Origin of the sequence: Mycobacterium szulgai, from assembly GCF_002116635.1 — a bacterium.
Lineage (GTDB): Bacteria > Actinomycetota > Actinomycetes > Mycobacteriales > Mycobacteriaceae > Mycobacterium > Mycobacterium szulgai.
In genome coordinates this window covers 128,919-154,755 of the sequence record NZ_LQPW01000005.1, presented here as the reverse complement: position 1 = coordinate 154,755, position 25,837 = coordinate 128,919, and the positions used below count along the sequence as shown (strand labels likewise).

22 protein-coding genes are annotated in these 25,837 nt (G+C 66.1%); 17 read left to right on the top strand and 5 right to left on the bottom strand.

The features are described from left to right. Positions 1-7: 7 nt before the first annotated feature. Entirely contained in the window at positions 8-877 is an 870-nt protein-coding gene (locus AWC27_RS00920) for a proline iminopeptidase-family hydrolase (protein ID WP_085668602.1), read from the bottom strand. Between the two features lie 126 nt (positions 878-1,003). On the opposite strand from AWC27_RS00920, the gene AWC27_RS00915 reads away from it, so the two are divergent. From AWC27_RS00915 to AWC27_RS00880, 8 genes are all read left to right on the top strand, one after another. Continuing rightward, on the top strand, positions 1,004-2,143 hold the full coding sequence (locus tag AWC27_RS00915; RefSeq protein ID WP_085668600.1) for a thiolase family protein: 1,140 nt from the start codon (positions 1,004-1,006) through the stop codon (positions 2,141-2,143). A gap of 138 nt (positions 2,144-2,281) precedes the next feature. Further along, a complete protein-coding gene (locus AWC27_RS00910; RefSeq protein ID WP_083111789.1) occupies positions 2,282-2,581 on the top strand; it encodes a PE family protein in 300 nt (99 codons plus the stop codon). A 14-nt stretch (positions 2,582-2,595) separates the two neighbouring features. Then, complete coding sequence (locus AWC27_RS00905) at positions 2,596-3,723, top strand: PPE family protein (RefSeq protein ID WP_085668598.1); 1,128 nt, start codon at positions 2,596-2,598, stop codon at positions 3,721-3,723. Between the two features lie 223 nt (positions 3,724-3,946). Continuing rightward, positions 3,947-5,251: an MFS transporter gene (locus AWC27_RS00900; protein WP_372516896.1), complete on the top strand. Its 1,305-nt coding sequence runs from the start codon at positions 3,947-3,949 to the stop codon at positions 5,249-5,251. After that, a complete protein-coding gene (locus AWC27_RS00895; RefSeq protein WP_139836677.1) occupies positions 5,248-6,777 on the top strand; it encodes a glycosyltransferase family 2 protein in 1,530 nt (509 codons plus the stop codon). The genes AWC27_RS00900 and AWC27_RS00895 overlap by 4 nt, the downstream gene beginning before the upstream one ends. A gap of 97 nt (positions 6,778-6,874) precedes the next feature. Next, entirely contained in the window at positions 6,875-8,167 is a 1,293-nt protein-coding gene (locus AWC27_RS00890; protein ID WP_085668594.1) for an MFS transporter, read from the top strand. Beyond that, positions 8,151-9,107: a thiamine pyrophosphate-dependent dehydrogenase E1 component subunit alpha gene (locus tag AWC27_RS00885; RefSeq protein ID WP_085668593.1), complete on the top strand. Its 957-nt coding sequence runs from the start codon at positions 8,151-8,153 to the stop codon at positions 9,105-9,107. The genes AWC27_RS00890 and AWC27_RS00885 overlap by 17 nt, the downstream gene beginning before the upstream one ends. A gap of 86 nt (positions 9,108-9,193) precedes the next feature. Next, the gene (locus tag AWC27_RS00880; protein WP_211281528.1) at positions 9,194-10,414 is read left to right on the top strand and encodes a sensor histidine kinase; all 1,221 of its coding nucleotides are present in this window, start codon (positions 9,194-9,196) and stop codon (positions 10,412-10,414) included. On the opposite strand, the gene narL is transcribed toward AWC27_RS00880, so the two are convergent. Beyond that, positions 10,411-11,061 carry a two-component system response regulator NarL gene (gene narL, locus AWC27_RS00875; RefSeq protein WP_083111795.1) on the bottom strand — a complete coding sequence of 217 codons (651 nt, stop codon included), beginning with the start codon at positions 11,059-11,061 and terminating at the stop codon, positions 10,411-10,413. The two genes, AWC27_RS00880 and narL, sit on opposite strands and share 4 nt — an antisense overlap. Positions 11,062-11,303: 242 nt before the next feature. On the opposite strand from narL, the gene AWC27_RS00870 reads away from it, so the two are divergent. Next, complete coding sequence (locus tag AWC27_RS00870) at positions 11,304-12,524, top strand: sensor histidine kinase (protein ID WP_085668589.1); 1,221 nt, start codon at positions 11,304-11,306, stop codon at positions 12,522-12,524. A 113-nt stretch (positions 12,525-12,637) separates the two neighbouring features. Here AWC27_RS00870 and AWC27_RS00865 read toward each other — a convergent pair whose 3' ends face one another. Then, entirely contained in the window at positions 12,638-14,254 is a 1,617-nt protein-coding gene (locus AWC27_RS00865) for an FAD-dependent oxidoreductase (RefSeq protein ID WP_085668588.1), read from the bottom strand. Positions 14,255-14,266: 12 nt separating this feature from the next. Further along, positions 14,267-14,944, bottom strand: a complete 678-nt coding sequence (locus AWC27_RS00860) for an IclR family transcriptional regulator (RefSeq protein WP_085668586.1) — start codon at positions 14,942-14,944, stop codon at positions 14,267-14,269. An 80-nt stretch (positions 14,945-15,024) separates the two neighbouring features. Between AWC27_RS00860 and AWC27_RS00855 the strand changes: the two genes are divergently transcribed. Genes AWC27_RS00855 through AWC27_RS00820 form a run of 8 tightly spaced genes read left to right on the top strand, consistent with a single transcriptional unit; the run spans position 15,025 to position 24,135 of the window. Further along, positions 15,025-15,888, top strand: a complete 864-nt coding sequence (locus tag AWC27_RS00855; RefSeq protein ID WP_085668584.1) for an alpha/beta fold hydrolase — start codon at positions 15,025-15,027, stop codon at positions 15,886-15,888. Continuing rightward, positions 15,888-17,573 carry a bifunctional 3-(3-hydroxy-phenyl)propionate/3-hydroxycinnamic acid hydroxylase gene (locus tag AWC27_RS00850; RefSeq protein ID WP_085668583.1) on the top strand — a complete coding sequence of 562 codons (1,686 nt, stop codon included), beginning with the start codon at positions 15,888-15,890 and terminating at the stop codon, positions 17,571-17,573. The genes AWC27_RS00855 and AWC27_RS00850 overlap by 1 nt, the downstream gene beginning before the upstream one ends. Beyond that, the gene (locus tag AWC27_RS00845; protein ID WP_245846747.1) at positions 17,521-18,441 is read left to right on the top strand and encodes a 3-carboxyethylcatechol 2,3-dioxygenase; all 921 of its coding nucleotides are present in this window, start codon (positions 17,521-17,523) and stop codon (positions 18,439-18,441) included. Before AWC27_RS00850 ends, AWC27_RS00845 begins: the two co-directional genes overlap by 53 nt. After that, positions 18,438-20,168, top strand: coding sequence for an FAD-binding protein (locus AWC27_RS00840; RefSeq protein WP_085668580.1), 1,731 nt, complete (start codon positions 18,438-18,440; stop codon positions 20,166-20,168). Before AWC27_RS00845 ends, AWC27_RS00840 begins: the two co-directional genes overlap by 4 nt. 4 nt (positions 20,169-20,172) lie before the next feature. Beyond that, a complete protein-coding gene (locus AWC27_RS00835; RefSeq protein WP_085668578.1) occupies positions 20,173-21,483 on the top strand; it encodes an LLM class flavin-dependent oxidoreductase in 1,311 nt (436 codons plus the stop codon). A gap of 20 nt (positions 21,484-21,503) precedes the next feature. Beyond that, positions 21,504-22,304, top strand: a complete 801-nt coding sequence (locus AWC27_RS00830) for a coniferyl-alcohol dehydrogenase (RefSeq protein ID WP_085668576.1) — start codon at positions 21,504-21,506, stop codon at positions 22,302-22,304. 14 nt (positions 22,305-22,318) lie between these two features. After that, positions 22,319-23,308: a cyclase family protein gene (locus tag AWC27_RS00825; protein WP_085668574.1), complete on the top strand. Its 990-nt coding sequence runs from the start codon at positions 22,319-22,321 to the stop codon at positions 23,306-23,308. Beyond that, on the top strand, positions 23,308-24,135 hold the full coding sequence (locus AWC27_RS00820; protein WP_085668817.1) for an alpha/beta fold hydrolase: 828 nt from the start codon (positions 23,308-23,310) through the stop codon (positions 24,133-24,135). Before AWC27_RS00825 ends, AWC27_RS00820 begins: the two co-directional genes overlap by 1 nt. Here AWC27_RS00820 and AWC27_RS00815 read toward each other — a convergent pair. Then, positions 24,123-25,772 (bottom strand): multicopper oxidase family protein, encoded by a 1,650-nt coding sequence (locus AWC27_RS00815; protein ID WP_085668572.1) that lies wholly within the window; start codon positions 25,770-25,772, stop codon positions 24,123-24,125. The two genes, AWC27_RS00820 and AWC27_RS00815, sit on opposite strands and share 13 nt — an antisense overlap. Between the last annotated feature and the right edge of the window lie 65 nt (positions 25,773-25,837).

Here is a 25,837-nt window from a genome sequence, read left to right as displayed (position 1 = left end):
CTCTTAGTCAATTATCTTGTGCCCGAAGGAAGTCCCGCATTACCTGATCGAAGCGCTCCGGCTCTTCAAGGAAGGGCAGGTGCGCGGTGGACTCGAAGAACTCGAACCGCGAGCCCGCGATGCGTGAATGCATTTCCCGCATGTGGTCGGGAGAGAACTCGTCGAATTTGGCGGCAAGGAGCAGCGTCGGAATCGCGATCTCGGCCAAACGATCCACCACGTCCCAATCCCGGATCGTGCCGATGATGCGAAACACGCTGGGCCCGAACATGGTTGCGAAGATGTCGGTGCCCATATTCTGAAATGCCGCGTCGAGTTCGTCGGGCCAGGGGCGAAGCCGACACAAGTGCGTGTTGTTCCAGGTCCGGATCGCGGCCTGGTAGTCCGCGGCGGCAATCGTGCCCGCATCCTCGTGGCGGTCAATGGCGGCTTGGGTGGCCGGGTCCAAACCGGACTTCAGCCGCGCCACGTACTGCGAGAATTCGGGTATGGACGCGGCGCTATTGGAGATGGTGAGGCTGGCGACGCCCGCGGGCGCATCGAGTACGTACTGCAGGGCCAGCATCGCGCCCCACGAGTTTCCGAAAACGTGGAAGCGGTCCAGGCGTAAAGCGCCCACCACGGCCGTCATCTCGGCCACCGAACGTTCGATGGTCCACAGCGCCGGGTCGTTAGGGCGCTCGGAGTTACCGCAACCGAGTTGGTCCCAGTAGATGACCTCCCGCTCGCCGGCCAATCGCTGCAGCGAGTCCAGGTATTGATGGGGCAGGCCTGGCCCGCCGTGTACGACCAGCAGGGGCATCCCCGGGCCGCCGGGAACACGCTTGAACCAGACTTTTCCGCCCGGGACCGCGATGGTTCCCTCGGCCTGCGTCACACGCCGCAGTCTAGAGAGCCGCCGCGACGGCCTCCTTGCAACTCGTACTCTCAAACTGAGAGAATAGGGTTCTCATGAATGTGCGGCCGGCTCTCGGGCCGCGCTTTGCCGAAGTGGAGAAGACCTGTGCCTGAAGCCGTCATCGTGTCTGCCGTGCGTACTCCGATCGGGACCGCCCGGAAAGGAACCCTGCGCGACACCAGCGCTTTCGATCTGGCGCATCACGTGGTCAGCGAAGCCGCGGCGGATCTTGACCCCGCGCAGATCGACGACGTGATCCTCGGCGAGGGCCTTTACGGAGGCGGGGTGATCGCTCGCCACGCTGCCGTCACCGCAGGGCTGTCCCAGGTGCCCGGTTTGGCCAACAACCGGCACTGCGCGGCCGGACAGGCCGCGGTGCAGACCGCGGCGGCCAGCGTGCGCGCCGGGATGGACCAACTGATCATCGCCGGCGGGGTTAACTCGGCCTCCACCTCGCCGCGGTCGCGACTGCAGGTGGACGGCGAGTGGGTCGACTGGTTCCCGCCCACCCATCCAGACCGGCCCGACGCGCCGAACCTGGACATGTCCATCACGGTGGGCTGGAACGCCGCGGTCAAGGCCGGCGTGAGTCGCGAGGAGATGGACGCCTGGGCGCTGCGCTCGCATCGCAATGCGATCGCCGCAATTGACGAGGGCCGCTTCAAAGAAGAGATCGTGCCGATTCAGACACCGCATGGCCTGTTCGAGGTCGACGAGCATCCGCGCCGGGACACCAGCATGGAAAAGCTGGCCGCGCTCAAGCCGCTGCATCCAGAGATCGAGGGCTTCTCGATTACCGCCGGCAATGCCTGCGGTGCGAACGACGGCGCCGCAGTGTTGACCATCGCCAGCGACCGGCTGGGCCTACCGGCGCTGGCAACCGTGCGGGCCTGGGCTTCGGTGGGTGTGGACCCGGCGCTGACCGGCTTGGCGCCGGTGGATGCGATCCCGAAGGCACTCGCCCGGGCCAATCTGTCGATCAGCGACGTGGACCTGTTCGAAATCAATGAGGCCTTCGCGGCGATGTGCGTGGCCACCATCAAGATGCTCGATTTGGACCCCGACCGGGTGAACGTCAGCGGCAGCGGCTGCTCACTGGGGCATCCGGTGGCCGCGACCGGAGCCAGGATGCTCGTGACGCTGGTGCACGAGCTGCGCCGGCGTGGCGGCGGAGTGGGCGTCGCGGCGATGTGCGCGGGCGGTGGGATGGGCTCGGCGACGGTCATCGAGGTTACGGCACCGTAACCTCGTACGGTCAAAGGTCGTGCCATAACCCCAGGTGGGGGACACATCCTCCGTCAATCGGGGGACAGGGTGATTCAACCCGGATGGTGACCGCTCAGCCGACATACATTTCGGTGTCGAGACGGCACTGTTATGGCTATGTCATTCGTGACCAGCCAACCAGAAATGCTGATCTCGGCGGCAGGCAACCTCCAGTCGATCGGTGGGGCGATGAACGCCAGCAATGCCGCCGCGATTGCGCCGATCACCGGCGTGGTGCCAGCTGCCGCAGATGAGGTGTCTGCGCTTACCGCTGCGCAGTTCGCCGCTCACGGCGCCCTCTACCAAGCGATCAGCGAGCAGGCCGCAGCAATTCACGAAATGTTCGTGACGACCCTCGAGACCAGTGGTGGTTCCTACGCAGCGACCGAGGCGGCAAACGCGATCGCAGCCCGCTAACCGGGGCCGCCGCAATGGTTTATGGGGCGCTGCCGCCCGAGATCAACTCTGGGCGCATGTACGCCGGAGCTGGAGCCGGTTCGATGCTGGCCGCTGCCGCGGCGTGGGATGGACTGGCCGTCGACCTTAACTCGACAGCCATTGAACTCGACACCGCGCTTACCGGCCTGATCAGCGGGCCTTGGCTGGGTGCCACCGCGACGACGATGGCCGCAGCCGCAGCACCCTACGTAGCGTGGCTGAACACGACTGCGATGCAGGCCGAGCAGGTCGCGGGCCAGGCCAAGGCCGCGATCGCGGCTTACGAGACGGCGTACTCGATGACAGTGCACCCCGCACTGATCGCGGCCAACCGCGCCAGGCTGACGAGCCTGATCAGCACCAACCTGCTCGGGCAGAACGCTGCGGCGATCGCGGCCGCCGAAATCGAATACGGCGAGATGTGGGCCCAGGACGCGGCCGCCATGTACGGCTATGTCGCCGGATCTACCGCCGCCACCCGGTTGACCCCATTGACCCCGCCGCCACCGGCGGCCAACCCGGCCGGGCTGGCCAACCAGGCCGCCGCAGTCGTGCAGGCCAGCGGTAATTCAGTCGCCACGAACGTCGCTAACGTGCTGTCCGAGGTCCTCTCGGCGTTGGGCGGAAGCGGGGCGGGCGAGCTGCCCGGCTGGATTACCGATCTGGACACGGTGATGAGCATCTTCGGCACGCCGTTCTTCGTATGCACGTCTTCGGCGGGCCTGATGATGTCGATGCTGTCGACCATCAAAGGCTTGTTCCCGGCAGCGGCGGCGGCAGCGGTGGGCAGTGAGATCGCGTCGTCGCTGGGCTCCGCGGCCACCGGAGCGCTCAGTTCAGCGGGCTTGACCGGTGCCGTGTCGGCCGCTGCAGGTGAGGCGGCGACGATCGGGCCGCTGTCGGTGCCCCCGGCCTGGGCGGCATCGGCCCCGACGCTGACCCATGCCGCGGTCGGCGCGCTGCCCGGCGCGCTAACCGGCGCCGCTCCGGTGGCCGGATCCAGTGCACCCGGACTGCTGGGCGGCCTGCCGACGTCGGGCGCGGGCAGCCGCGCCGAAGGGGCGGCCAACGGCGCCCAAGACGGCATTACGCCCCTTCGGGTGCTGCCGCAATTCATCTGAGCGGGGTCCGTCAGAGGGGACAACCCGGTGCAAACGAACCAATCGCGGTTTTGCATATGTCCCCCGATCAGCCGACCGGAGTCCGCCACCAAATCGAGCCGATCGGTGGAGTTATGCAATCGTGATCATCAATAGCGTTCGGGATGTGACGACGCCGGCCGCACTTCTCGACTGTGATGTCGACGTCTCCGCGGCTTATCTGCGGCTTCAGACGGTCGCGGCCCTGGACCCGGCCGCGCCGGTCGGCGACGGTCCGATTGCACAACTAGCCCCTCGCGACAAGCCGGCCCGCGCTGGCTATCCGCGGGAGATCTGGCTGCTGGTCGGCGGAAACATGTTGGTGCGCGCGTCAGCGTTCGCCTATCCGTTCATGGCCTACCACGTGGCCCACCAGGGCCATGCCGCAGGTGCGGTGGGCGTGGTCTTGGCCGCGTTCGGAGTGGGCTGGTCGGTGGGGCAGTTGTTGTGCGGCTGGCTGGTCGACCGCTTCGGGCCGCGGCTGACGCTGGTGTCCACCATGCTGATCGCCGCCGCAGTGCTCATCCTGATGGCCGATGCGCGCACGGTTCCGGCGTTACTGCTCGGTGCCTTCATCACCGGCGTGGTGTACGACGCGGTGCGTCCGGCACTGGGCGCGTCGATCGTGCAGCACGTTCCGGACCCCGGGGAGCGCGCGAAACTCGACGGCTGGCGCTTCGGCTGGATCGTCAGCGCAGGCCGTGCCGTCACCGGCGGACTCGGCGGTGTGCTGGTCGGCTGGTCCGGGGTGCCGCTGCTGTACTGGATCAACGGTGTCGCCTGCGCGCTGTTCGCGGTGGTCGCGGCTTGCTGTATCCCCGCCGGTTGCAAGACGGCGCGCCGCCCGGCCGCCCGGGCGCGGAAATCGGGGCACGTCAGCTACCGGGAGGCGTTCGCCGACCGTCGGCTGGTGCTGCTTTTCCTGTCCGGCCTGGCGACGCTGACGGCGGTCCGGGGGTTGTACGCCACCGTGCCGATGCTGATGGCCGACCGTGGGCTGGACGCCGGCCAGTTCGGCGAGGCGCAGTTGGCCAACGCCCTGCTGGGTCTCCTCCTTACCCCGGTGTTGACGCCCTGGCTCAGCAAGATCGTCAGCCGCGCCAACCCGCGACTCGACATCTTGGCCGTCGCCAGTATCTGGACGGCACTGTGCATGGGGGCGGTCGCGCTGGCGCGGACCCCGTTGGCATTCATCGTCGCGACGGCGTTGTGTACGCCGGGCGAGATCGCCTGTCTGGTGATCGCGGCCGGCGTCGTGCACCAGATTTCGCCGCAGGGCAGCGGCGGCCGCTACCACGGAGCCTGGTCGATGGCCCTGGCCATCGCGTCGGTCATCGCCCCGATCATGGCGTCGAGCTGCCTGATGCACGGCGGCCACCGGATGGTCGCGTTCGTCACCGTCACGATCGGCCTGATCGGAGCTGCGCTGTGCCTGCCGTTGGCGCGCGCCCTAGGACATAACACCCGTTCATTTCAGTTACTACGACCGAAGCGGAGTTATTCATCTTGAGCGCTGACCACCTTCGACGGACGCCGGCCGAGTTAGCTGACCTGCATGCGTTGCCGGTTCGATCCCAAGACCGTGTCTTTGCCGAGTCACCCGACGAGATCGCGCACGCGATCATGCACGACTTCGCCGAGAACAACCCGGACATGTCTGCCCGCCACGGGATTCGGACGTGGCAGAAGCGGGTCGCCCAGGTCGTGGCGGTGGCCTGCGTCGTCGGCGCGGTGCTGGCGCCCTCGGTGCTCCTGGTCGCTCTGCTCGCCGTCACCACCGTCATCGTGCTGGTGTCGTTCGTCGTCGCGATGGCCGGTCTGCAGTATTCGTTCGGCAACGGCCGGGGACGCACGCCGGTCCCCCCGTTGGCCGATGAACAGCTACCCACCTACACCGTGCTCGTCCCGGCCTACCGCGAGGAAGAGGTAATCGGTGACCTGGTCCGATGCCTGGCCAAGCTGAACTATCCGGCCGACCGGCTCGAGGTGCTCTTCCTGGTGGAGACCACCGACTTCGAGACGCTGAATGCCATCACCGCCGCCAAGCCGCCGTCGTACATGCGAGTGGTGCCGGTGCCGCCGGGACCGCCGCGCACCAAGCCGCGTTCGTGCAACGCCGGGTTGCTCGTCGCCAAGGGTGAATTGCTGGTGATCTTCGACGCCGAGGACCGGCCGGAGCCCGATCAGCTGCGCAAGACCGCCGCGCTGTTCGCCGCCAATTCCGGCAGGCTGGCCTGCGTCCAAGCGGTATTGCAGACCAGCAACGTGCGGACCAACCTGCTCGCACACTGCTTCGGCGTGGAATACGCGCGTCGCTTCCGCCTGACGGTTCCTGGGCTGGCCGCGCTCGGCGCGCCCTTCCCGCTGGGCGGGACCAGCAACCACTTCCGCACCCAGGTGCTGCGCGAGGTCGGCGGCTGGGACGCCTGGAACGTCTCGGAGGACGCCGATCTGGGTATGCGCCTGCACGCCTTGGGTTATCGATCAGACGTCGTCGACTCCGTCACCTACGGCGACGCGCCGGATAGGTTGCGGGACTGGATCTCCCAGCGCACCCGTTGGCACAAGGGATTCATGCTCACCGCGCTCGTGCACACCCGGACACCGCGCGAGACGATCCGCCGGTTCGGCCCGCACGGCCTGCTGACCCTGGTGGTCTTCGTTCTCGGTATGCCGGTCCAATTCCTGGCACAGACAATGATTTTCGGGCTCAGCATCGCCGACACCTTCGGCTATGGCGGCGTGCTGGGAGTGGAAGTCGATCCCGCCGCCATCGGCACGGTCCAGGCTGTCAGCACGGTGACCTGGCTGGTGGCGACCTATCTGGCCTACGGCGAGCAACGGGGCAGCCATCTGCGTGCGATCGCCGCATTGCCCGTCTACTGGGTGGCGCACTGGGCCGCGGCGTGGCGGGCCCTCTACCAACTCATCACCGCGCCCTTCCTATGGGAGAAGACAGCACACCGCGGTGCCGTCACGACCGGGCTCGCAGCAAACGGTGAACGATTGCCCTTGACGGCCTATGGGGCCGCGTAAGCCCGCGCTGTCCCCCGATCGGGGGAACGCGCGTTCGTCTCATTGTCGGACCGATCGGAGGTACTGGCCGGAGCCCAACGCCTCTACCTTGGGTTTTGTGTCCAACGTGGCAGCCGTCACAGTTCTGGATCGGGTACCGATGACCGATCCGGTGCTGACGCCCGCCAGGCCCCACCGGGTTCGCTATCCCGCGGTGATCTGGGTGTTGCTGGGCGGCAGCCTGCTGGTGCGCGCGGCCGGATTCGCTTATCCCTTCCTGGCCTTTCACGTGGCAGAACGCGGCAATGCCGCCGGCGCGGTCGGCCTGGTGTTAGCCGGCTTCGGTCTGGGCTGGGCAGCTGGACAACTGCTCTGCGGGTGGCTGGTTGACCGCCTCGGCGCCCGCCCGACGCTGGTGGCGACCATGACGGTGGCGGCCACCACCCTGGTTCTGCTGGCCGGCGCGCACACCGTCCCGGCATTGCTGGCCGGAGCGATGATCGCCGGCCTGGTTTGCGATGCGCCACGTCCGGTGCTGGGTGCCGCGATCACCGCGCTGGTTTCCGATCCCCGTCAGCGGGCGAAGCTGGACAGCTTGCGGTTCGGCTGGATCCTGAACGTCGGGGCCGGGGTCGCCGGCGGCGTCGGAGGTCTGTTGGCGGGCTGGTGGGGTACCCCGGTGCTCTACTGGATCAACGGCATCGCGTGTGCCGGCTTCGCGATAGTCGCGGCCCGTTTCATCCCGAGTGGCTCCGTGCCGAGCATGACTGCGAAAGCTGGTTACCGCCAAGCCTTTTCGGATATGCGGCTGGTTCTGTTGTGCGTATCGAGCGTGGCGACGCTCACCGCGATGATGGGTTTCATCACGGCAGTGCCGATGCTGATGCGCGCATCTGGATTGGGCGCCGGCGCCTACGGCTTCGTGCAGCTGGTCAATGCGCTGGCGGTCACTGCGCTCACCCCGCTGCTGACGCCGTGGCTGAGCAAACAGCTGGCGACTCGTACCAGGCTGGACGTCCTGGCCGGCGCCGGAGTGTGGATGACCGCGTGCATGGCAGCGGCCGCATTGGCCCACACCACGGCCGGTTTCGCGTTGGCCACGGCCGCGGGCGCACCCGCGGAGATCGCCTGGTTTGTGGTCGGCGCCGGATTGGTGCATCGAATTGCGCCGGCCGCCAACGCCGGTCGCTATCACGGCACGTGGTCGATGACGACAGCGATCTCCGCTGTCATCGCCCCGCTCCTGGCGTCGTGGAGCCTCGGGCATGGCGGCCGTCTGCTGGTCGCCGCCGCGGCGGTGACCGTTGGTTTGCTCGGTGCGGCGTTGTGCCTGCCGATGGCACGTGTTCTGGCCGGTGCCAAGGAGTTCCCGGCCTACAGGAGGGAGCCGGCATATGACATGCACGCGTGAAGGGCTGACCGCGACCCTGCCCAGTCATCTGCAGCTCTATCGCCGCATGTGGATGCTGCGGCTGCTTGACATGGCGCTCGAAGAGCTGCACATCGAAGGACTTATCACCCGACCGGTGCCGGTTGCCTTCGGCCAGGAAGCGGTGGGTGTCGGTGCCACGGCGGCGTTGGTCGATGGAGATGTCGCAATCACCACCCATCGCCCACAGGCCCCACATGTCGGGCTAGGTAGCCAGCTCGGTCCGCTGATCGCTGAAATGATGGGGCGCTCCGGCGGGCGCGACGCCGTCGACACTCCGCGCGTCTTGGAGCAATCGCCGTTGTTGGCGATCGGACACGGCTACACCCAGTGGCTGGATGACAACGGCCGGATCACCCTGTGCGTCACCGAGGACGGCGACGTGGATTCGGCTTCCTTCAACGACGCCGCGAACGTCGCTGTGGTGTGGCAACTTCCGGTGGTGATTCTCGTCGAGAACATCCGTCCGGCATTGAGCGCCCGACCGGACGGTTACGTGCCGGACACCCAGCTGTACCGCAAGGCGGCCTACTACGGGATGCCGGGCGTATCGGTCGACGGTAACGACGTCGAAGCGGTTCGGGACTGCGTGGCGCTGGCAGTAGAACGCGCCCGCGCCGGCGGAGGTCCCACCCTGGTCCAGGCCATCACCTACCGGACGATCGATTTCGATGAGTCCCAGCGTGGCGGCTACCACGATCCGGTCGGGTCCGCGCGGTTCTTGGACCCGTTGGTATTCGCCAGAAGGCGGCTGATCGCCGGCGGTGCCAGCCAGGTGCGGCTGGACCAGGTGGAAGAGGCGGCGCGCCGCGAGGTGTCCGAGGCCGTGGCTTACGCCAAGGCCAGACCACCCCGGCTGGACAACGGCGAACTCAGCCAAACGGCGGGCGAGGCGGACGGACAGGCCGAGACCCGCTTCTAACGCCGGCTGCCCGTCGTCGCTGGTGGGCTCCCCGCGTCGTGGCGAGTGACCCGGTCCACGGATTCCGTGAGTACGGTGTTGCGGTAGTGAACGCCAGCGATATCGAACTGAAACGGGTGCGCAGAGTTCACCAATTGCGCTCCTACCGCATCGTTGCGGTGTTGCGCGTCGGTCTGCTGGCGTTCATGGTGGTCGCGATGTTCGTCAGCTCCCCGCGATCGGAGTGGGGCAGTCAGACCACGTTGATCGCCTTCTACTCGTTCGCCGCGCTGTCCGCACTGGTGTTGGCGTTCGTGCCGTTCGACCGCTTGGGGATGGGCCGTTTGTCCGGCGTGGGCCGGTTCGAGCCGTTGGTTTTCATCATCATCGACGTGGTGGCGCTGACGGGATTTCAGCTGCTGTCCTCCGACGGAATCTTTCCGATCTTGATCATGACCCTCTTGCCGGTCCTGGTTGGCCTCGACGTGTCGTCGCGACGCGCGGCGGTGGTACTCACCGTGACCCTGATCGGGTTCACCATCGCCGGACTTCAGGACCGGTTGGTGGTGCGCTCGCTCGAATGGCCGGATACGGGGTTTCTTTTCGCGCTTTACGCGTTCCTGTGCTGCATAGCGATGGTCGCGGTCCGCATCGAGGAGCGTCGGGTCCGTTCGGTCGCGAACCTGAGCGCGCTGCGCGAGGAGTTGCTTGCCCAGACGATGACCGCCACCGAAGTACTGCAGCGCCGGATCTCCGAGGCCATCCACGACGGACCGCTGCAAGACGTGCTCGTCGCGCGACAAGAGCTCGTCGAGCTGGATACCGCTGCTCCCGGCGACGAGCGGGTGGGACACGCGCTGGTCGCGCTGCAAAGCGCCTCAGAGCGACTGCGGCAGGCGACCTTCGAGCTGCATCCGGCAGTTCTGGCGCAGGTCGGACTGGGTGCCGCGGTACAACAGCTGGCCGCCTTCACCGCTGCGCGGTCGGGAATCGAGATCACCACCGATATCGACTACCCCGTCCGCAGCGCCAACGACCCCATCATTTTCGGTGTGGCCCGGGAGCTGCTGTCCAATGTGGTACGGCATTCCCACGCCAAGCACGCGTCGGTCAGCCTTGCCGTCTCGGATGGGACAAGCGTCCTGGACGTCTCCGACGACGGTGTCGGCGTCAGCGGTGACACGATGGCGCGTCGCCTAGGCGAGGGGCATATCGGCCTGGCTTCGCACCGGGCGCGGGTGGATGCCGCCCGCGGAATGTTGGTCTTCATGGAAACGTCGGCGGGCACCCGCGTCCTGGTGGAGTTACCCCTGAGATGCCTGAACTAGTCGAGCAACCCCTGGCGCATCGCCTCGGCGACGGCCGCGGCGCGATCGCTGACGCCGAGCTTCTCGTACAGCCGCTGCACATGGGTCTTGACCGTGGACGGTGCCACGTACAACTCGGCCGCGATCGCCGGGATGCTTTGCCCGCGGGCGATGCGGTTGAGTACCTCGCGCTCGCGTGCGCTGAGCACCGGGGCCATCGGTGCCGCCCGTTGCCGAATCTCGCCGGCAAGCCCCCCGACCAGCGAAGGGGCCACCACATCGCGGCCCTTGGCGCAATCGAGCACCGCCTTGACGATCTCGGTGCGCGTGGAATCTTTCAGCAGGAATCCGGCGGCGCCCTGTTGCAGCGCCTGGTACACGATCGCCGATTCGTCATGCGCCGAAATCAGCAGTACCCGGGTGGGCAAGTCGTAGCTGCGCACCGCCGCGGCCACTTGCGCCCCGTCCATTCCGGGCATGCGGTAGTCCAGCAATGCGACGTCGGGCAGGTGCGCCTTGATCAACTCAAGCGCAGCCGCGCCGTCGTCAGCCTCCCCGACAACGTTCACCGAGCCGCTCAGCGAAAGCGCCCGAACAACGCCCTCGCGAAACAGCGGGTGATCGTCGCCGACCACCACGCGCACTTTCTCGGGCTTGGTCATTTCCATGCAGCGCCGACCATGGCGACGAGTTTAGCCGCTTGCCCGCAAAGTGCCGTTAACAATCGCGCGATGGGCATGTCGAGAGTTTGCTCCGAAGGAACGCCATCGTTACCACTCTGGTGGCCGCACGCGACAGGGTCAAGCGACCCGCAACAACGTTCAACGGCCTCCCGCACCGAGCCGCAAGCAGATGGACTCGCCAGGCGCAACCACAGATTTTGGAGGAACGTGATGAGTACGGTGTCCCTGTGGCGTTGACCAGCGACGTAGAACTGGATCGGGTGCGGCGGGCGCACCAGCTACGTTCCTACCGAATAGCTTCGGTGCTGCGGCTGGGCGTGGTGTTACTCATGGTCGCCGCCATGCTGATCGGCACCCGCCCGGCCGAATGGGGCCAACAGTCGGTGATGATCATTTTGTACTCGCTCGCCGCGCTGGTTGCTGTGATGCTGGTGTTTTCCCCGCTGCGGCAATGGATACACGTGGGCCCACTGGCCGGCATGAGCCGTTATGAGCCCTTTGCGTTCACCGCGATCGACGTGTTGGCGCTGACGGGATTTCAGCTGCTGTCCACCGACGGCATCTATCCGCTGCTGATCATGACGCTACTGCCGGTGCTGGTGGGCCTTGACGTTTCGACGCGGCGCGCGGCAGTGGTGCTGGCGTTCACGCTCGTCGGATTCGCGGTCGCGGTGATCGAGGATCCGGTGATGGTGCGTGCCATTGGGTGGCCGGAAGCCATTTTCCGGTTCCTGCTGTATGCGTTCCTATGCGGCACGGCCTTGGTGGTGGTGCGTATCGAAGAGCGGCATGCCCGCTCGATCGCCGGATTGAGTGCGCTGCGCGAGGAGTTGCTTGCCCAGACGATGACGGCATCGGAGGTGTTGCAGCGCCGCATTTCGGAGTCCATCCACGATGGGCCGCTGCAAGATGTGCTCGCCGCACGCCAGGAACTCATCGAGCTCGACACCGCCTCGCCCGGGGATGAGCGAGTGGGACGGGCGCTGGCCGGGCTGCAGAGCGCGTCGGAGCGATTGCGGCAGGCCACTTTTGAGTTGCACCCGGCCGTCCTCGAGCAGGTTGGGCTGGGTGCTGCTGTGCAACAGCTGGTCACGTTCACCTCCCAGCGCTCAGGTATCAAGATCACCAGCGACATCGACTATCCGGTACGCAATGCCATCGACCCCATCGTGTTTGGCGTCGCTCGCGAATTGCTGTCCAACGTCGTCCACCACTCGCGGGCGAAGAACGCATCGGTCACCCTCGGGCTGACCGATGGCAGGTGCGTTTTGGATGTGGCCGACGACGGCGTGGGAATCACCGGTGAGACCATGGCCCGCCGCCTCGGGGAGGGGCACATCGGGCTGGCTTCGCACCGGGCCCGCGTCGACGCCGCCGGCGGGGCGTTCATCTTCCTCGATACGCCTACGGGCACACACGTCTGCGTGGAATTGCCGCTCAAAACCTGAGTGTGCATCCCGGGCGCTCTGCCGTGCCGAGCGTGAATCCTGGGCGCTCTAGCGGGTCGGCCGCCGCCATGCGCGCACACTGAAAGCCCCGGATTCACACTCGATTCCCGGCGCTACTGCTGGTCGACGGACTTCCCGGTGGCCGCGGCATATCCGGCGCGATAGCCGAAAACCATTGCCGGGCCAATGGTTCCGCCGGCACCGCCATATGCCCGCCCGGTCACTCCCGCCATCGCGTTGCCCGCGGCGAACAGGCCGGGTATGGGTTCGCCCCCCTTGACATGCAGCACCCGGCCGTCGCGGTCGGTGCGGGGTCCGCCCTTGGTGCCCATCGCACCCGCACACACGGGCACCGCATAGTAGGGGGCGCTGTCGATGGGGCCCAGGGTTTTTCCGGCCACGGTGCTAGCGCTGTCGTCGCCCCAATAGCCGTCGTAGGCGCTGGAGCCGCGGCCGAAGTCGGGATCGGAGCCCGCGGCGACATTGCGGTTCCAGCGTGCGATGGTTGCGGCCAGACCGTCGGCGTCGATGCCGGTCTTTGCGCCCAATTCGGTCAGATCGGCCGATTCGCAGAACCACTGCGGAACCGGTTCTCCCGGAGCAACGCCCAGAAATCCATAGCGCTGCAAGTGAATCGAGTCGAAGACGATCCAGCCGCGATCGTTGACGTAGCCGTTGCGGGGATCGAGGTAGTGGAAAGCGCCGGCCATCGAGTTGTAATCACAGGCCTCGTTGACGAATCGCCGTCCAGCCCGGTTGACGATGATGCTGCGCGGGCGTGTTCGCTCCAGCCGGACGCTGCGGCTGCGCTGTTTGCCGTCGATGGTGTCGCCGGGGATGCGCACGATCGGCACCCACCACGCCTCGCCCATGTTGGCCAGGTCGGCGCCATGTGCCATCGCCATGCGCAGCCCGTCACCGGTGTTGTTCGGTGGTGAAACCGCGCCGTGCATTGGGCCGCGCAGAAAGGCTTGCACCAGAACGGGATTCCACTCGAAGCCGCCGGTCCCCAGTACGACGCCACGGCGGGCGCGCACGGTGATATCCCGCCCGTCGTGCGCGATGCGCACCCCGGTGACTTCGCCGGACTCGACGATGAGTTCCTCGGCGCGCGCGTTGGTCGCCGGCGCCACGCCGGCGTCGAGCAAGCCTTTCAGCAGCCCGGCGATCAGTGCGGTGCCGGCCACGCACAATTCGCCGGAACGCTCGATGTCGGCGTGCAGACGGGCCCTGGTCTCGGCGTCGAAACCGACGTTGGACCAGTCGGCGGGGAACGAGGTGATTCGCCCGGCCCAGTCGCCCAGCTGGTTGAGATCGAAGGGTGCAGCGCTCAGGGAGCGGCCTCCGGTTGGTTGTCCGCCGGGCAACTCGGGCTGGTAATCGGGGAATCCTTCGGCGATGTCGAAGCGCAGGCCGCTGTGTGCCTCGACGTAGTCGAGCATTGCTGGGCCGGTCCGAACGAACGTCTCCACCAGGGCGTCGTCCATCGAACCCAATGACTGCGCGCGCAGGTATTGCAGTGCGTCGGCGATCGTCAACTCCCGGTCGGGGCAGCGGTGATGGGCGGGGATCCACACGATTCCGCCCGACACCGCGGTGGTGCCGCCGACGGTCGGGGCCTTTTCGTACACCTGTACCGAGGCGCCGGAGTTCGCCGCGGTCAGCGCGGCGGTGAGGCCGGCGCCGCCGGTACCGAGCACGACCACGTCGCTTTCTTCGTCCCACGTCATGCCTGGATCCCTTCAGCTCAGCAGTGCGGACAGCTGCTGTGCGGCCTTGACGACGGCGTCCTTGCCGCGCATCACCACGTCTTCGCGGTGGGAGATGAGGTTGATGCAGGTAGGCGGGGACGCAGCGGGGCGGTGCACGGCGACCGCCAGACCGTAGGTGTTGGGTTCGATCTCGCCGTGCGTGGTGACCCAGCCGCGCTCCCGGGCTTCGGTGACCAGATCGCGTTCGCCCGGGCGCGCCGGCATGCTCGCCAGCAACGCGATGCCGGCGGCACCGCGGTCCAGCGGATAGCGGCTGCCCTCGTGGAAGGCGAGCTGGTATGCGACCTGAGTCGGCACGATGACGGCGATCGCCACTTGCTCGTCGCCCTCGGCGATCAGCAAGGACACCGTGGTGCCCAGCTCGTCGGCCAGGGCGCGCAGCGTCGGCAGACACAGTTGGCGCACGTTGTGGTCGAACGAGGCGCCCAGCACCGCGAGTCCGGACGCCGGCCGGTAGCGCCCGTCCTCGCCCCTTGCGACCAGGCGGAACTGGGCCAGTGTGGATAGCAGCCGGTAGGCGATGGTCCGGTGCACGCCGACCTGGTCGGCGACCTGTTGCATGGTGAGCCCGGCCGGTGAGCCGGCTACCAATTGCAGCGCGGTGAGCCCCCTGGCCAGGGTCTGCGATCCCGCCTGAGCCCCTGTCACAGGCTTGACAGACCCAGACGCGCGGGCGAAGCTCTATATATAACGCACATTAGCGTGCGATATTAGCACAGAATGGAACTGTGGTGGAGTTCGAGAGCGTCTGGGGTGATCTGCAGGGCGTTGCGTTCCAGCAGGGCTATCTGGATGCGGGCGGAATCCGGACTCGCTACCTGCGCTCGGGTGAACCCGGCAAGCCGGTGTTGGTGTTGCTGCACGGGTCCGGCGGCCACGCCGAGGCGTATGTTCGCAACCTCGCCGCGCACGCTGAGCATTTCTGGACCTGGTCGATCGACATGCTGGGCCACGGCTACACGGACAAGCCGGGCCATCCGCTGGAAATCCACCACTACGTCGAACACTTGATGGCGGTGGTGCGCGCCATCGGGGTGGGGCGGATCAGCCTGTCCGGCGAGTCGCTGGGGGGCTGGGTGGCCGCGCGCGCCGCGGTGGACCACCCGGACGTGATCGACCGGCTCGTCCTGAACACCGCCGGCGGATCCCAGGCCGACCCGGCGGTGATGCGGCGGATCATCACGCTGTCGATGGCGGCCGCCGAGGAGCCCACTTGGGAAACCGTGCAGGCGCGGATCAAGTGGCTGATGGCCGACAAGTCGAAGGACTACGACGATCTGGTGGCCAGCCGGCAACGGATCTATCGCCAGCCGGGATTCGTCGCGGCGATGCGCGACATCATGGCACTGCAGGACCCGGCGATCCGGGCCCGAAACCTGTTGGGGCCAGCGGAATACGGCGCCATCACCGCCCCCACACTGGTGCTATGGACCAGTCATGACCCCACCGCCGACGTGCCCGAGGGCCGCCGCATCGCGTCGATGATCCCCGGCGCGCGCTTCGAGGTGATGACGGGCTGCGGTCACTGGCCCCAGTATGAGGACGCCAAGACCTTCAACCGCCTGCACCTCGACTTCCTGCTGGGGCGTTGATGGCCGCCGTCGATGTGCTGGTGGTCGGCGCGGGTCCGGTCGGGTTGACCCTGGCCAATATCCTTGGCCGGCAAGGGGTTCGGACTCTGGTTGTCGACGAACGCGCGACGCTCATCGACTACCCGCGCGGCGTGGGGCTGGACGACGAGGCATTGCGCACCTTTCAGTCGATCGGGCTGGTCGAGCGCGTGCTGCCGCACACCGTGCCCAACCAGATTCTGCGGTTCGTCGACGCCAAACGCCGTGTGCTGGCCGAAATGGCCCCGCCTGACGCACGTTTCGGCTGGCCGAGGCGCAATGGCTTCGTGCAGCCGCTGGTCGATGCCGAATTGCTGGCTGGTCTGGACAGATTCGAGCATGTCCAGGTGTGGTGGAGCCGCCCGATGACGTCGTGCGAGCAAGATACCGACGCGGTGACCGTCGAACTCGCTGGCGACGGCGAGGCCGCTACGGTACGCGCCCGCTACGTCGTGGGTTGCGACGGTGGCCGCAGCACGACGCGCCGGATGATGGGCGTGTCGTTCGATGGGACGACGTCGTCTACCCGGTGGCTCGTCGTCGACATCGCCGATGATCCGCTAGGCCATCCCAATAGCGAGGTCGGTGCAGACCCGGAACGTCCCTATGCGTCGATCTCGATCGCACACGGAATTCGCCGGTTCGAGTTCATGATTCACGCCGACGAGACCGACGAGCAGGCGCAGGATCCGGCATTCCTGGAGCGCATGCTGGCGCGGCTGGTGCCTCACCCGGACCGGGTCGACGTGATCCGGCGTCGGATCTACACCCACCACTCGCGGATCGCCGGCGCGTTCCGCAGCGGGCGGCTGCTGCTGGCCGGCGACGCCGCACATCTGATGCCGGTGTGGCAGGGCCAGGGCTACAACAGCGGCATCCGGGACGCGGCGAACCTGGGCTGGAAGCTGGCGGCTGTGGTGACCGGCCGGGCCGGTGACGCGTTGCTGGACACCTACGATGTGGAGCGCCGCAAGCATGCCCGGGCGATGATCGATCTGTCCACCATGGTGGGCCGGGTGATTTCGCCCACCAACCGCCGGGTGACCGCGGCCCGGGATCTGCTGGTGCGCTCTGCCTCAATTGTCCCGTCGCTCAAGCGGTATGTGCTCGAGATGCGGTTCAAGCCGATGCCGCGTTACGAGCGCGGAGCGGTGGTGCACACCGACCCCCGTGACCCGGAATCGCCGGTCGGCACCTTGTTCATCCAGCCCCGGATTGATACCCGCACACAGCAGGACGTCCTGCTCGACGACGTGCTCGGCGATTGGTTCGCGGTGTTGTGCTGGAACAACAACCCGCGCAAGATCCTCGGCGAGGTCGCTTTCGAGGGCTGGAAGTCGTTGGGCGCAAAGCTGGTAACCGTCCGGCCGCTGGTCGGAATGCACTGGACCGGGCATGACGATCCCGATGCCCTGATAGTGGGGGATCGCACGGGTCAGCTCAAGGCATGGTTCGACGCCCACAAGGAATCGGTGTTGTTCCTGCGCCCGGATCGCTGCATCGCCGGCGCTTGTATCGCTCAGCTCGCTCCGGAGCTGAGCGCATCGCTGGTCGATGCGCTCACACTTACCCCCGGAGGAGGTGAACCTGACCGTGCCACTGGCTCTTTGCTGTATGTCGCACAGCCCACTGCTGAATCTACCGGGGCCGCCACAGGATCTGCTTGACGACGTGGACACCGCGATAGGCCAGGCCCGCGAGTTCGTCAGTGCATACGACCCCGAGCTGGTCGTCGTCTTCGCGCCGGATCACTACAACGGGTTCTTCTACAAGGTAATGCCACCGTACTGTATCGGACTGTGCGCCAATGGAGTTGGCGACTACGGTACTCACGCGGGCCCACTCGTCGTACCCGAGGAGCTTGCCGCGGAGTGCGCGAAGGCCGTGCTCGCGGCGGGTGTTGACATCGCGGTGTCGGCGAGCATGGATGTCGATCACGGCACGGTGCAGCCGCTGGAAAAGTTGTTCGGTACGGCCACGGCAATCCCGGTGATCCCGATCTTCATCAACGCGATCGCCGTTCCGCTGGGACCGTTGCATCGGTGCCGGGCACTGGGCACCGCGGTCGGCGAGTTCCTGGCAACCCTGGACAAGCGGGTGCTGCTACTGGGGTCCGGGGGACTATCGCACAGCCCTCCCGTTCCCACGCTGGACACGGCGGGTCCGGCGGTACTGGACCGGATCGTCCACGGTCAACCGATGACCACCGAGCAGCGCCAAGCCCGGCAGACGGCCGTGATCGATGCTGCCCGGAACTTCGCCGGAGGCGACAGCGACCTGCAACCGCTCAACCCGCCCTGGGATCAGCACTTCCTGGAGGTCGTCGACGGCGGACACCTCGCCGACCTGGACAATTGGTCCAACTCGTTCGTCGTCCATGAGGGTGGCACCTCCGCGCATGAAATCAGGACGTGGGTCGCCGCTTTCGCGGCCCTGGCCACGGCTGGCCACTATCGAACCATCGTGCGCTACTACAAGCAGGCCGCGGAACTGATCGCCGGGTTCGCGATCAGAACGGCGGCGGCGGTCGCATGAGTGCTGAACTTCTCGGCGAATTCGATCATCTGGTGGACGTGCTGGTGGTCGGCTCCGGCGGTGGCGGTATGACGGCTGCACTGACCGCCGCAGCAACCGGACTCGACGTGCTGGTGGTGGAAAAGTCCAGTCATTTCGGCGGTTCGACCGCCCTATCGGGTGGCGGCATCTGGGTGCCGGGCGCCCCCGCGCAGCGCCGAGCGGGCTATGTCCCCGATCCCGAGGGCGTGGTGAGTTACCTGAGCCGGATCACCGACGGACTGGTCAGTGAACAGCGAATTCGGCAATACGTTGAGTCGGCCCCGCAAATGCTGGAGTTTCTGGAAAAGGTCAGCCCCTGGCTGGAATTCGTGTGGAAGCCGGGCTACGCCGACTACTATCCGGAACTGCCGGGCGGTTCCGAGCTGGGCAGCACGATCAACGTACCGCCCATTGACCTGCGCAAGCTGGGCGCCGACGAACACAACCTGCTCAAGCCGCTGGCGCTGGCGCCTAAGGGAATATGGTTGGGCCCCAAGGAACTCCGGTCCTTCTACCGGATCCGCCAGTCGTGGGCGGGCAAGGGTGTGCTACTGAAATTGGTTTCCCGGATGGTACGTGCCAGCGTTTTCGGCGAGCGCGTCGCGGCGATCGGGCAGTCGCTGGTGGCGCGGCTGCGCCTGGCGATGAAGGACCGGGGAATCCCGCTGTGGCTGAATTCGCCCATGACAGAGCTGCTTACCGACGCCGATGGATCGGTCACCGGCGCATTGGTGTACCGAAACGGGACCACGCAGCGGATCGGGGCACGGCGCGGGGTGATTCTGGCCTCCGGCGGTTTCGACCATGACCTGGCTTGGCGCAAGGAGCACCAACCTCTCGTCGACCAAGACTGGAGTTTCGGGAATCCCGCGGCGATGGGCGACGGCATCAGAGCGGGCCAGCGCGTAGGCGCCGCCGCCGAGCTGCTGGACGAGGCGTGGTGGTTTCCGGCCATCCAATGGCCGGACGGCCGAATGCAATTCATGCTCAACGAACGAATGATGCCCGCCCAGTTCATCGTCAACGGCGAGGGTAAGCGTTTCATCAACGAGGCCGCGCCGTACATGGATTTCGGCCACGCCATGATCGAAGGCCAGAAGTCCGGGGTCACCCACATCCCGTGCTGGCTCATCACCGATCACCGCTCCTTCAACCGCTACGTGGTCGGCGGCCACCTGCCGATCCCGAAGATCCCCGGGGCGCCGGTGCCCACCGGCCACAAGGTACCGCCGGCCTGGCTGGACTCCGGCGTGGTCAAGGCCGCATCGAACTGGGACGAGCTCGCCAACGGGATCGGTGTACCGGCAGACCAATTGCAAAAGACCGCAAAGCGTTTCAATGAGCTGGCGCGCAAGGGCCACGACGACGACTTCAACCGCGGCGACAGCATCTATGACAACTATTACGGCGACCCGACCCTGCCCAACCCCAACCTGTATCCGCTGGGCGACCCGCCGTACTACGCGTTCCGCATCGTGCTCGGCGACCTGGGCACCTCCGGGGGTCTATGCACCGACGAATACGCCCGGGTATTGCGGCCCGACGACACCGTGGTGCGCGGGCTTTATGCGGTGGGGAACACCAGCGCACCCGTAATGGGCCGCAGCTACGCCGGTGCCGGCGCCACCATCGGGCCGGCTATGACGTTCGGCTTTGTCGCAGCCAAACATGCGGCGACGCGCACCTTTAATGCTCATAGGAGGTAAATGGATGAAGATTTCACTGTTCTACGAGTTCGCGTTGCCACGGCCCTGGGCCCCCGACGACGAGCGCCAGTTGCTGCAGGATTGCCTCGACGAGGTAGAAGCCGCCGACAAGGCGGGCTTTTCCACCGTTTGGCTCACCGAGCACCACTTTCTCGAGGAGTACTGTCACTCGACCGCGCCGGAGATGTTCTTGGCCGCGGCCAGCCAGCGCACCAAGAACATCCGGCTGGGCTTCGGCATCATGCATCTCCCGCCGGCGGTCAACCACCCCGCTCGAGTGGCCGAACGGATCGCCACCCTGGACCTGATATCCAATGGCCGTGTCGAATTCGGCACCGGGGAGTCCTCGTCCGTCGGCGAACTCGGCGGATTCAATATCGACCCGGCCGACAAGCGCGCGCAATGGGAGGAAGCCCTCGAGGTCGCGATCCGTTGCATGATCGAGGAACCGTTCACCGGATTCAAAGGCGAGCACATCCAGATGCCCGCCCGCAATGTCATTCCCAAGCCGCTGCAGAAGCCGCACCCCCCGGTGTGGGTCGCCTGCACGCGGCCGGCCAGCGTGCAGATGGCCGCCCAAAAGGCAATCGGCGCACTAAGTTTCGCCTATACCGGCCCGGGACCGCTGACCGAGCGGGTCAATGGCTACTACAAGGAGTTCGAGGAGAACGGCGTCCCGGTCACACCGGCGATCAACCCGAACATCCTGGCCATTGGTGGTGACCTGTCGATGATGGTCGCCAAGACCGACGAGCAGGCGCTGCAGCGGCTCGGGCAGGGCGGCGGCTTCTTCTCGTTCGGAATCATGCACTACTACATGACAGGCGTGCACACGCCGGGGCGCACCGGAGTGTGGGACCGGTATCTGGAAGAGGTGGAAAAGGATCCGACCTTGGCCTACGGTCCGGGCCGCGGCGCGATCGGTTCCCCGGCCACCGTGCGCGAATTCCTGCGCGGCTACGAGGAGAGCGGCGTCGACGAGATCATTCTGCTGCTCAACCCGCGCAGCCATGAAGGCACCATGGAATCCATCGAGCTGATGGGCAAAGAGGTGCTGCCCGAATTCATTGAGCGCGACGCGAAGGCGGTGGCCGATAAGGCCGCACGCCTGGCTCCCGTCATCGAGAAGGTAGAAGCTCGCCGGCCGGAGTCGACCATCGCGCCATTCGACGAAAACTACTCCTTCGGTGGCCTGCCGACCGGTCGCGGCGGTAAGTTCACCGCCAGCGAGATCCCCGAAGCCATGGCCGAGATCAATGAGGGCCGCGTGCAGGCGGCACAGCGTCTCAAGGAGCAGGAGCAGCAAGGCAAATGACAGCTGAGCGCGGCTAACCGTTGGACGAGCTGTGGCGCTACGACGGCCGCCGTGCCGTGGTGACCGGATGCGCCTCAGGCATCGGCGCGCACTTGGTGCGGCAGCTCACCGAACTCGGTGCTGACGTCGTCGGCCTGGATAAGTGCCGACCCGCTTTCGCGCTCAATGATTTTCGCGAAGTCGACCTGGCCGACCCCGCGTCGATCGACCACGCCGTCGCGTCGATCGGCGGGCCAATCGATGCCCTGTTCAATGTCGCCGGTGTCTCGTCGGGCATCGGCGACCCGCCCCTGATCGTCACGATCAACTTCCTGGGCCTGCGCCACCTCACCGAGGCGCTGGTTCCACAGATGCGCGCCGGCTCGGCCATCGTGAGCGTGTCGTCGCTTGCGGCATCGGGGTATCGCGAACACCTGCGGCAGGTCGCTCCGCTGCTGAACACTGCCACCATGCAGGAGGGCATTCAGTGGTGTGCCGCCAATCCCGATGCGCTGGGTACCGGCTACCAATTGTCCAAGGAGGCAATCATTCTCTACACCATGCGCAGCGTCACCGGTCTCGGGGCGCGCGGCATCCGGATCAACTGCACCGGACCTGGCGTCACCCAAACACCGATCCTCGACCAGTTGCGCACCGCGTACGGACCTGAGTTCCTCGACGACATCGCCAAGCCGCTGGGCCGGGTATCGGATCCCGCCGAGCAGGCCGCCGTCCTGTTGTTTCTGAATAGCCGCGCTGCCAGTTATATTTCGGGTCAAGTCGTGTGGGTCGATGGCGGGAATGTGGGCGCGGCGATAGCCCGTGACCTGCCGGCAGAATAGTAAGGAGTGGGTCCGTGGCCAGCATGACCGACTTTCGCAAGGCCGCACGCGATGTCAGCAACTGGGGCCGGTGGGGCGAGGACGACGAGCTGGGCACCCTCAACTTCATCACTGCCGAGAAGGTCCGCCAAGCCGCCTCGTTGGTCCGCCACGGCAAGGTCTTCCCGCTTGGTGTGGAGTTCGGCTCCTCAGGACCGCAGGGCACCTTCGGCTTCCGGCACAACCCGATCCATGTGATGACCATCGACGGCGGGGACGCCGAAACCCTGGCCCGGTACGGGCCTGGTTGGACGCAGAACCCGACCGCGGACCAGATGGGCAACTACCTGGTGGACAATCCCTTCCGCTTCAACGACGACATGATCATCATGCCGTTGCAGGCCGCCACCCAGTGGGACGCGTTTTCGCACGTTTACTACGAGGACAAGCTCTACAACGGCTTCCCGGCGGGTTCGGTGACCAGCCTGGGCGCCTTCCACTGTGGCATCGACAAGGTCGACAGCAAGGGCATCACCTCGCGTGGGGTGCTGCTGGACCTGGTGCGCCATCGCGGCGCGGAGGTGTTCCTCGAACACGGAAACCCGATCACTCCCGAAGAACTCGACGACGTGGTTCGCGCGCAGCGAGTGACGCTGGAGCGCGGTGACATCGTGTTGATCCGAACCGGTTGGTGGGCAAGGTTTCTCATGACCGGTAACAAAACCGAACCCTATGCCGGTCTGGACTGGCGATGCGCCCGGTGGCTGCACGATCACGAGATTGCCGCCATCGCCGCCGACAACCTGCAAGTCGAAGATCCGGTCTCGGGAATAGAGGGTCTCTTCTTGCCTTTCCACTTGTTGTGCCTGCGGGACATGGGACTGATGCTCGGCGAATACTGGGACCTCACCGCGCTGGCGGTCGACTGCGCCGCCGACGGCGTCTACGAATTCCAGCTCATCGCACCGCCTTTGCGGGTCGTCGGCGGCGTTGGCTCTCCGGTGAATCCGATCGCAATCAAGTGATCGGAGTGCAGCGCAGCACCGTCGAGGTCGACGGCCTGCACACCAGTTATCTGGAAGCCGGCGACGGCGATCCGGTGGTCTTGCTGCACGGTGGGGAGTTCGGAGCCAGCGCCGAATTGGGCTGGGAACGCAACATCGTCTCGCTTGCAACGCAATACCGGGTGGTGGCGCCGGATCAGCTCGGATTCGGGCAGAGCGCGAAGGTTATCGACTTCGTCAATAGCAGAGCGATGCGCATTCGCCATGTCGCCCGCTTGTGTCAGCTTCTTGGCATCGGCCGAGCACATTTCGTCGGTAACTCGATGGGCGCCATCAACTTGCTCACCGATGCGACATCGGAAGCGCCGCTGTTGCCGATCCGCAGCATGGCGATTATTTGCGGCGGAGGAGAGATACTGCAGAATAGGCACTTTGCGGCGCTGCAGGAGTACGACGCGAGCTTGCCGGCCATGCGCCGCATCGTCGAGGCGCTGTTCTACGACGCCGGCTATCCGGCCGACGAGGACTATGTGCGGCGGCGCTACGAGTCGAGCGTCGCGCCCGGAGCGTGGGAAGCGGTGGCGGCCGCGCGTTTTCGGCGTCCCAATGCGGCGCCGACGGCCATTGCGTCGAATGCACGGCCCTATGAGCGAATTGGTGTTCCGGCGTTGATCATCGAGGGCGGCAACGACAAGTTGCTGCCCGGTGGCTGGGCCGCGGAACTCGCCGCCCAAATACCCGGCGGGCGCTCGGTGGTGGTCGAAGGCGCCGGGCATTGCCCGCAGATCGAGCAGGCCGGCGTAGTCAACGAGCTACTGCTGGACTTCTTCTGCCGTCACATCGTGTAGTCGAGCCGGGTCATCATGCCGGCATCCTGGTGATATGTGTTGTGGCAGTGCATAACCCAGGTGCCGGGGTTGTCGGCAAACAGGACAACCTGGACCTTCTGCTTGGGGAGCACGATGACGGTGTCCTTGCGGGGGCCGAGTGTCCCGTCGGACTTGATCACCTGATAGGTGTGACCGTGCAAGTGAATTGGGTGGTACATCATCGTGGTGTTGTCGAACGTCAGGGTGGGGCGCTGGCCCTCCCGTATGTGTAATGGTTTGGTGCTGCTGTAGGGCTCGCCGTTGATGGTCCAGTCGTACTTCGCCATGGTGCCGCCCAGCACTACCGGCAGGTCGAGGTTGGGCTCGGGGCGGCCCAGATTGACCGATGTTGCGGCGATGAAGGTTTCGACGGTCCCCACTCGCTTGTTGAGTTCATTCGGCCGGAACTGCGGATCGGGCGCGCTGCCGGATCCGGTCGAAAGCAGTGCTCGGGCAACGGCGTTCTTGCCCTCGGCGGCCGCGACCAATGGAAAGACGCCGTCGGCGGCGGTCACGACGACGTCATAGCGCTCGGCCATGCCGATCAGTAGTGCGTCGACAGGGGTGGGGATGACCGGATAACCGTCGGTGTGGGTGACCGTCATGGTGTGCCCGGCCAGTGCGACTCGAAACGCCGTGTCGGACCCGCTGTTGATGAAGCGGATGCGGATTCGCTGTCCCGGCTTGGCGTTAAATGTGGTGGGGGCGGCCGGAATCCGGCCGTTGACCAGGTAGTACGGATACGCGATGTCGCCTGCGTCGCCGCCGAGCAAGTCGCTGTTGCCGACACCACCGCCGGGCATCCCCGGCATCCCCGGCATGCCCGTCGTGGAAGTCGGCGAGGTCGAAGTCGAAGTCGGCGAGGTCGAAGTCGGCGATGTCGAGGTCGAAGTTGGCGAGGTCGAAGGCGAAGTGGAAGTCGTGGTGGTCGTGCTCGTCGGCGGCATGCTTTCGGCGGTCGGCTTGTTGGGGGAGGTCAGCTCGTCGTACCACTGTTGCGGGCTCTTGCCGACGCCATCGGTCCAATCGTCAAGGATGACAATCCATTCGGCGTCGTAATGGCCTGGCTCCGTCGGGTCGTCAACGATGACCGGGAGATAGAGCCCCATGTCGGCATCCAGCCCGGTGTGCGGATGAGCCCAGTAAGTGCCCGCGTCCGGCACGGAGAATCGGTAGGTGAAGTCTTGACCGGCCCCGATGTTGGGGGTGGCTGGTTCGGCGCCGTCCATGTCGTTGCGCAGGGCAATGCCGTGCCAATGTACCGACGTTGGATGGTCGAGCCGATTGCTCACCGACACGACAAGCTCGTCGCCGACGGTCGCGCGGATCAGGGGCCCCGGGATCGCGTCGCCGTAGGCCAAGGTGTGGACGATCAGGCCGCCTAGATCGACCGCTGCCTGCTGCGGGGTCAAATGAGCGGTCACCGTCCGGCCACTGTGCGGCCGGGCCTCCTCGGCGGCGTCGATGGCAGCGGCCATTCGTGCGGCCGCTGACGGGGTTTTGTTTCGACTGCACGCCGCCAGCGCGAAACCGCCGGCGATACCTGCGCCGATAAAGCCGCGCCTGCTGAGCTGTACTCCGCCGAAGGGGTTACCACTCGTTGGCAGTACCGGCATTAACCGCTCCTCGTTGTAATTGATTCGGCCCCGCGCTTTGTACCCTGCTAGGACATCGGGCATCG

Bases quoted from the DNA above. Each gene is read 5' to 3' on its own strand.
- AWC27_RS00910 (WP_083111789.1), top strand. From the start codon at position 2,282: ATGTCATTCGTGACCAGCCAACCAGAAATGCTGATCTCGGCGGCAGGC.
- AWC27_RS00905 (WP_085668598.1), top strand. From the start codon at position 2,596: ATGGTTTATGGGGCGCTGCCGCCCGAGATCAACTCTGGGCGCATGTAC.
- AWC27_RS00885 (WP_085668593.1), top strand. From the start codon at position 8,151: ATGACATGCACGCGTGAAGGGCTGACCGCGACCCTGCCCAGTCATCTG.
- narL (WP_083111795.1), bottom strand. From the start codon at position 11,061: ATGGAAATGACCAAGCCCGAGAAAGTGCGCGTGGTGGTCGGCGACGAT.
- AWC27_RS00865 (WP_085668588.1), bottom strand. From the start codon at position 14,254: ATGACGTGGGACGAAGAAAGCGACGTGGTCGTGCTCGGTACCGGCGGC.
- AWC27_RS00850 (WP_085668583.1), top strand. From the start codon at position 15,888: ATGGCCGCCGTCGATGTGCTGGTGGTCGGCGCGGGTCCGGTCGGGTTG.
- AWC27_RS00845 (WP_245846747.1), top strand. From the start codon at position 17,521: ATGTCGCACAGCCCACTGCTGAATCTACCGGGGCCGCCACAGGATCTG.
- AWC27_RS00840 (WP_085668580.1), top strand. From the start codon at position 18,438: ATGAGTGCTGAACTTCTCGGCGAATTCGATCATCTGGTGGACGTGCTG.
- AWC27_RS00835 (WP_085668578.1), top strand. From the start codon at position 20,173: ATGAAGATTTCACTGTTCTACGAGTTCGCGTTGCCACGGCCCTGGGCC.
- AWC27_RS00815 (WP_085668572.1), bottom strand. From the start codon at position 25,772: ATGCCGGTACTGCCAACGAGTGGTAACCCCTTCGGCGGAGTACAGCTC.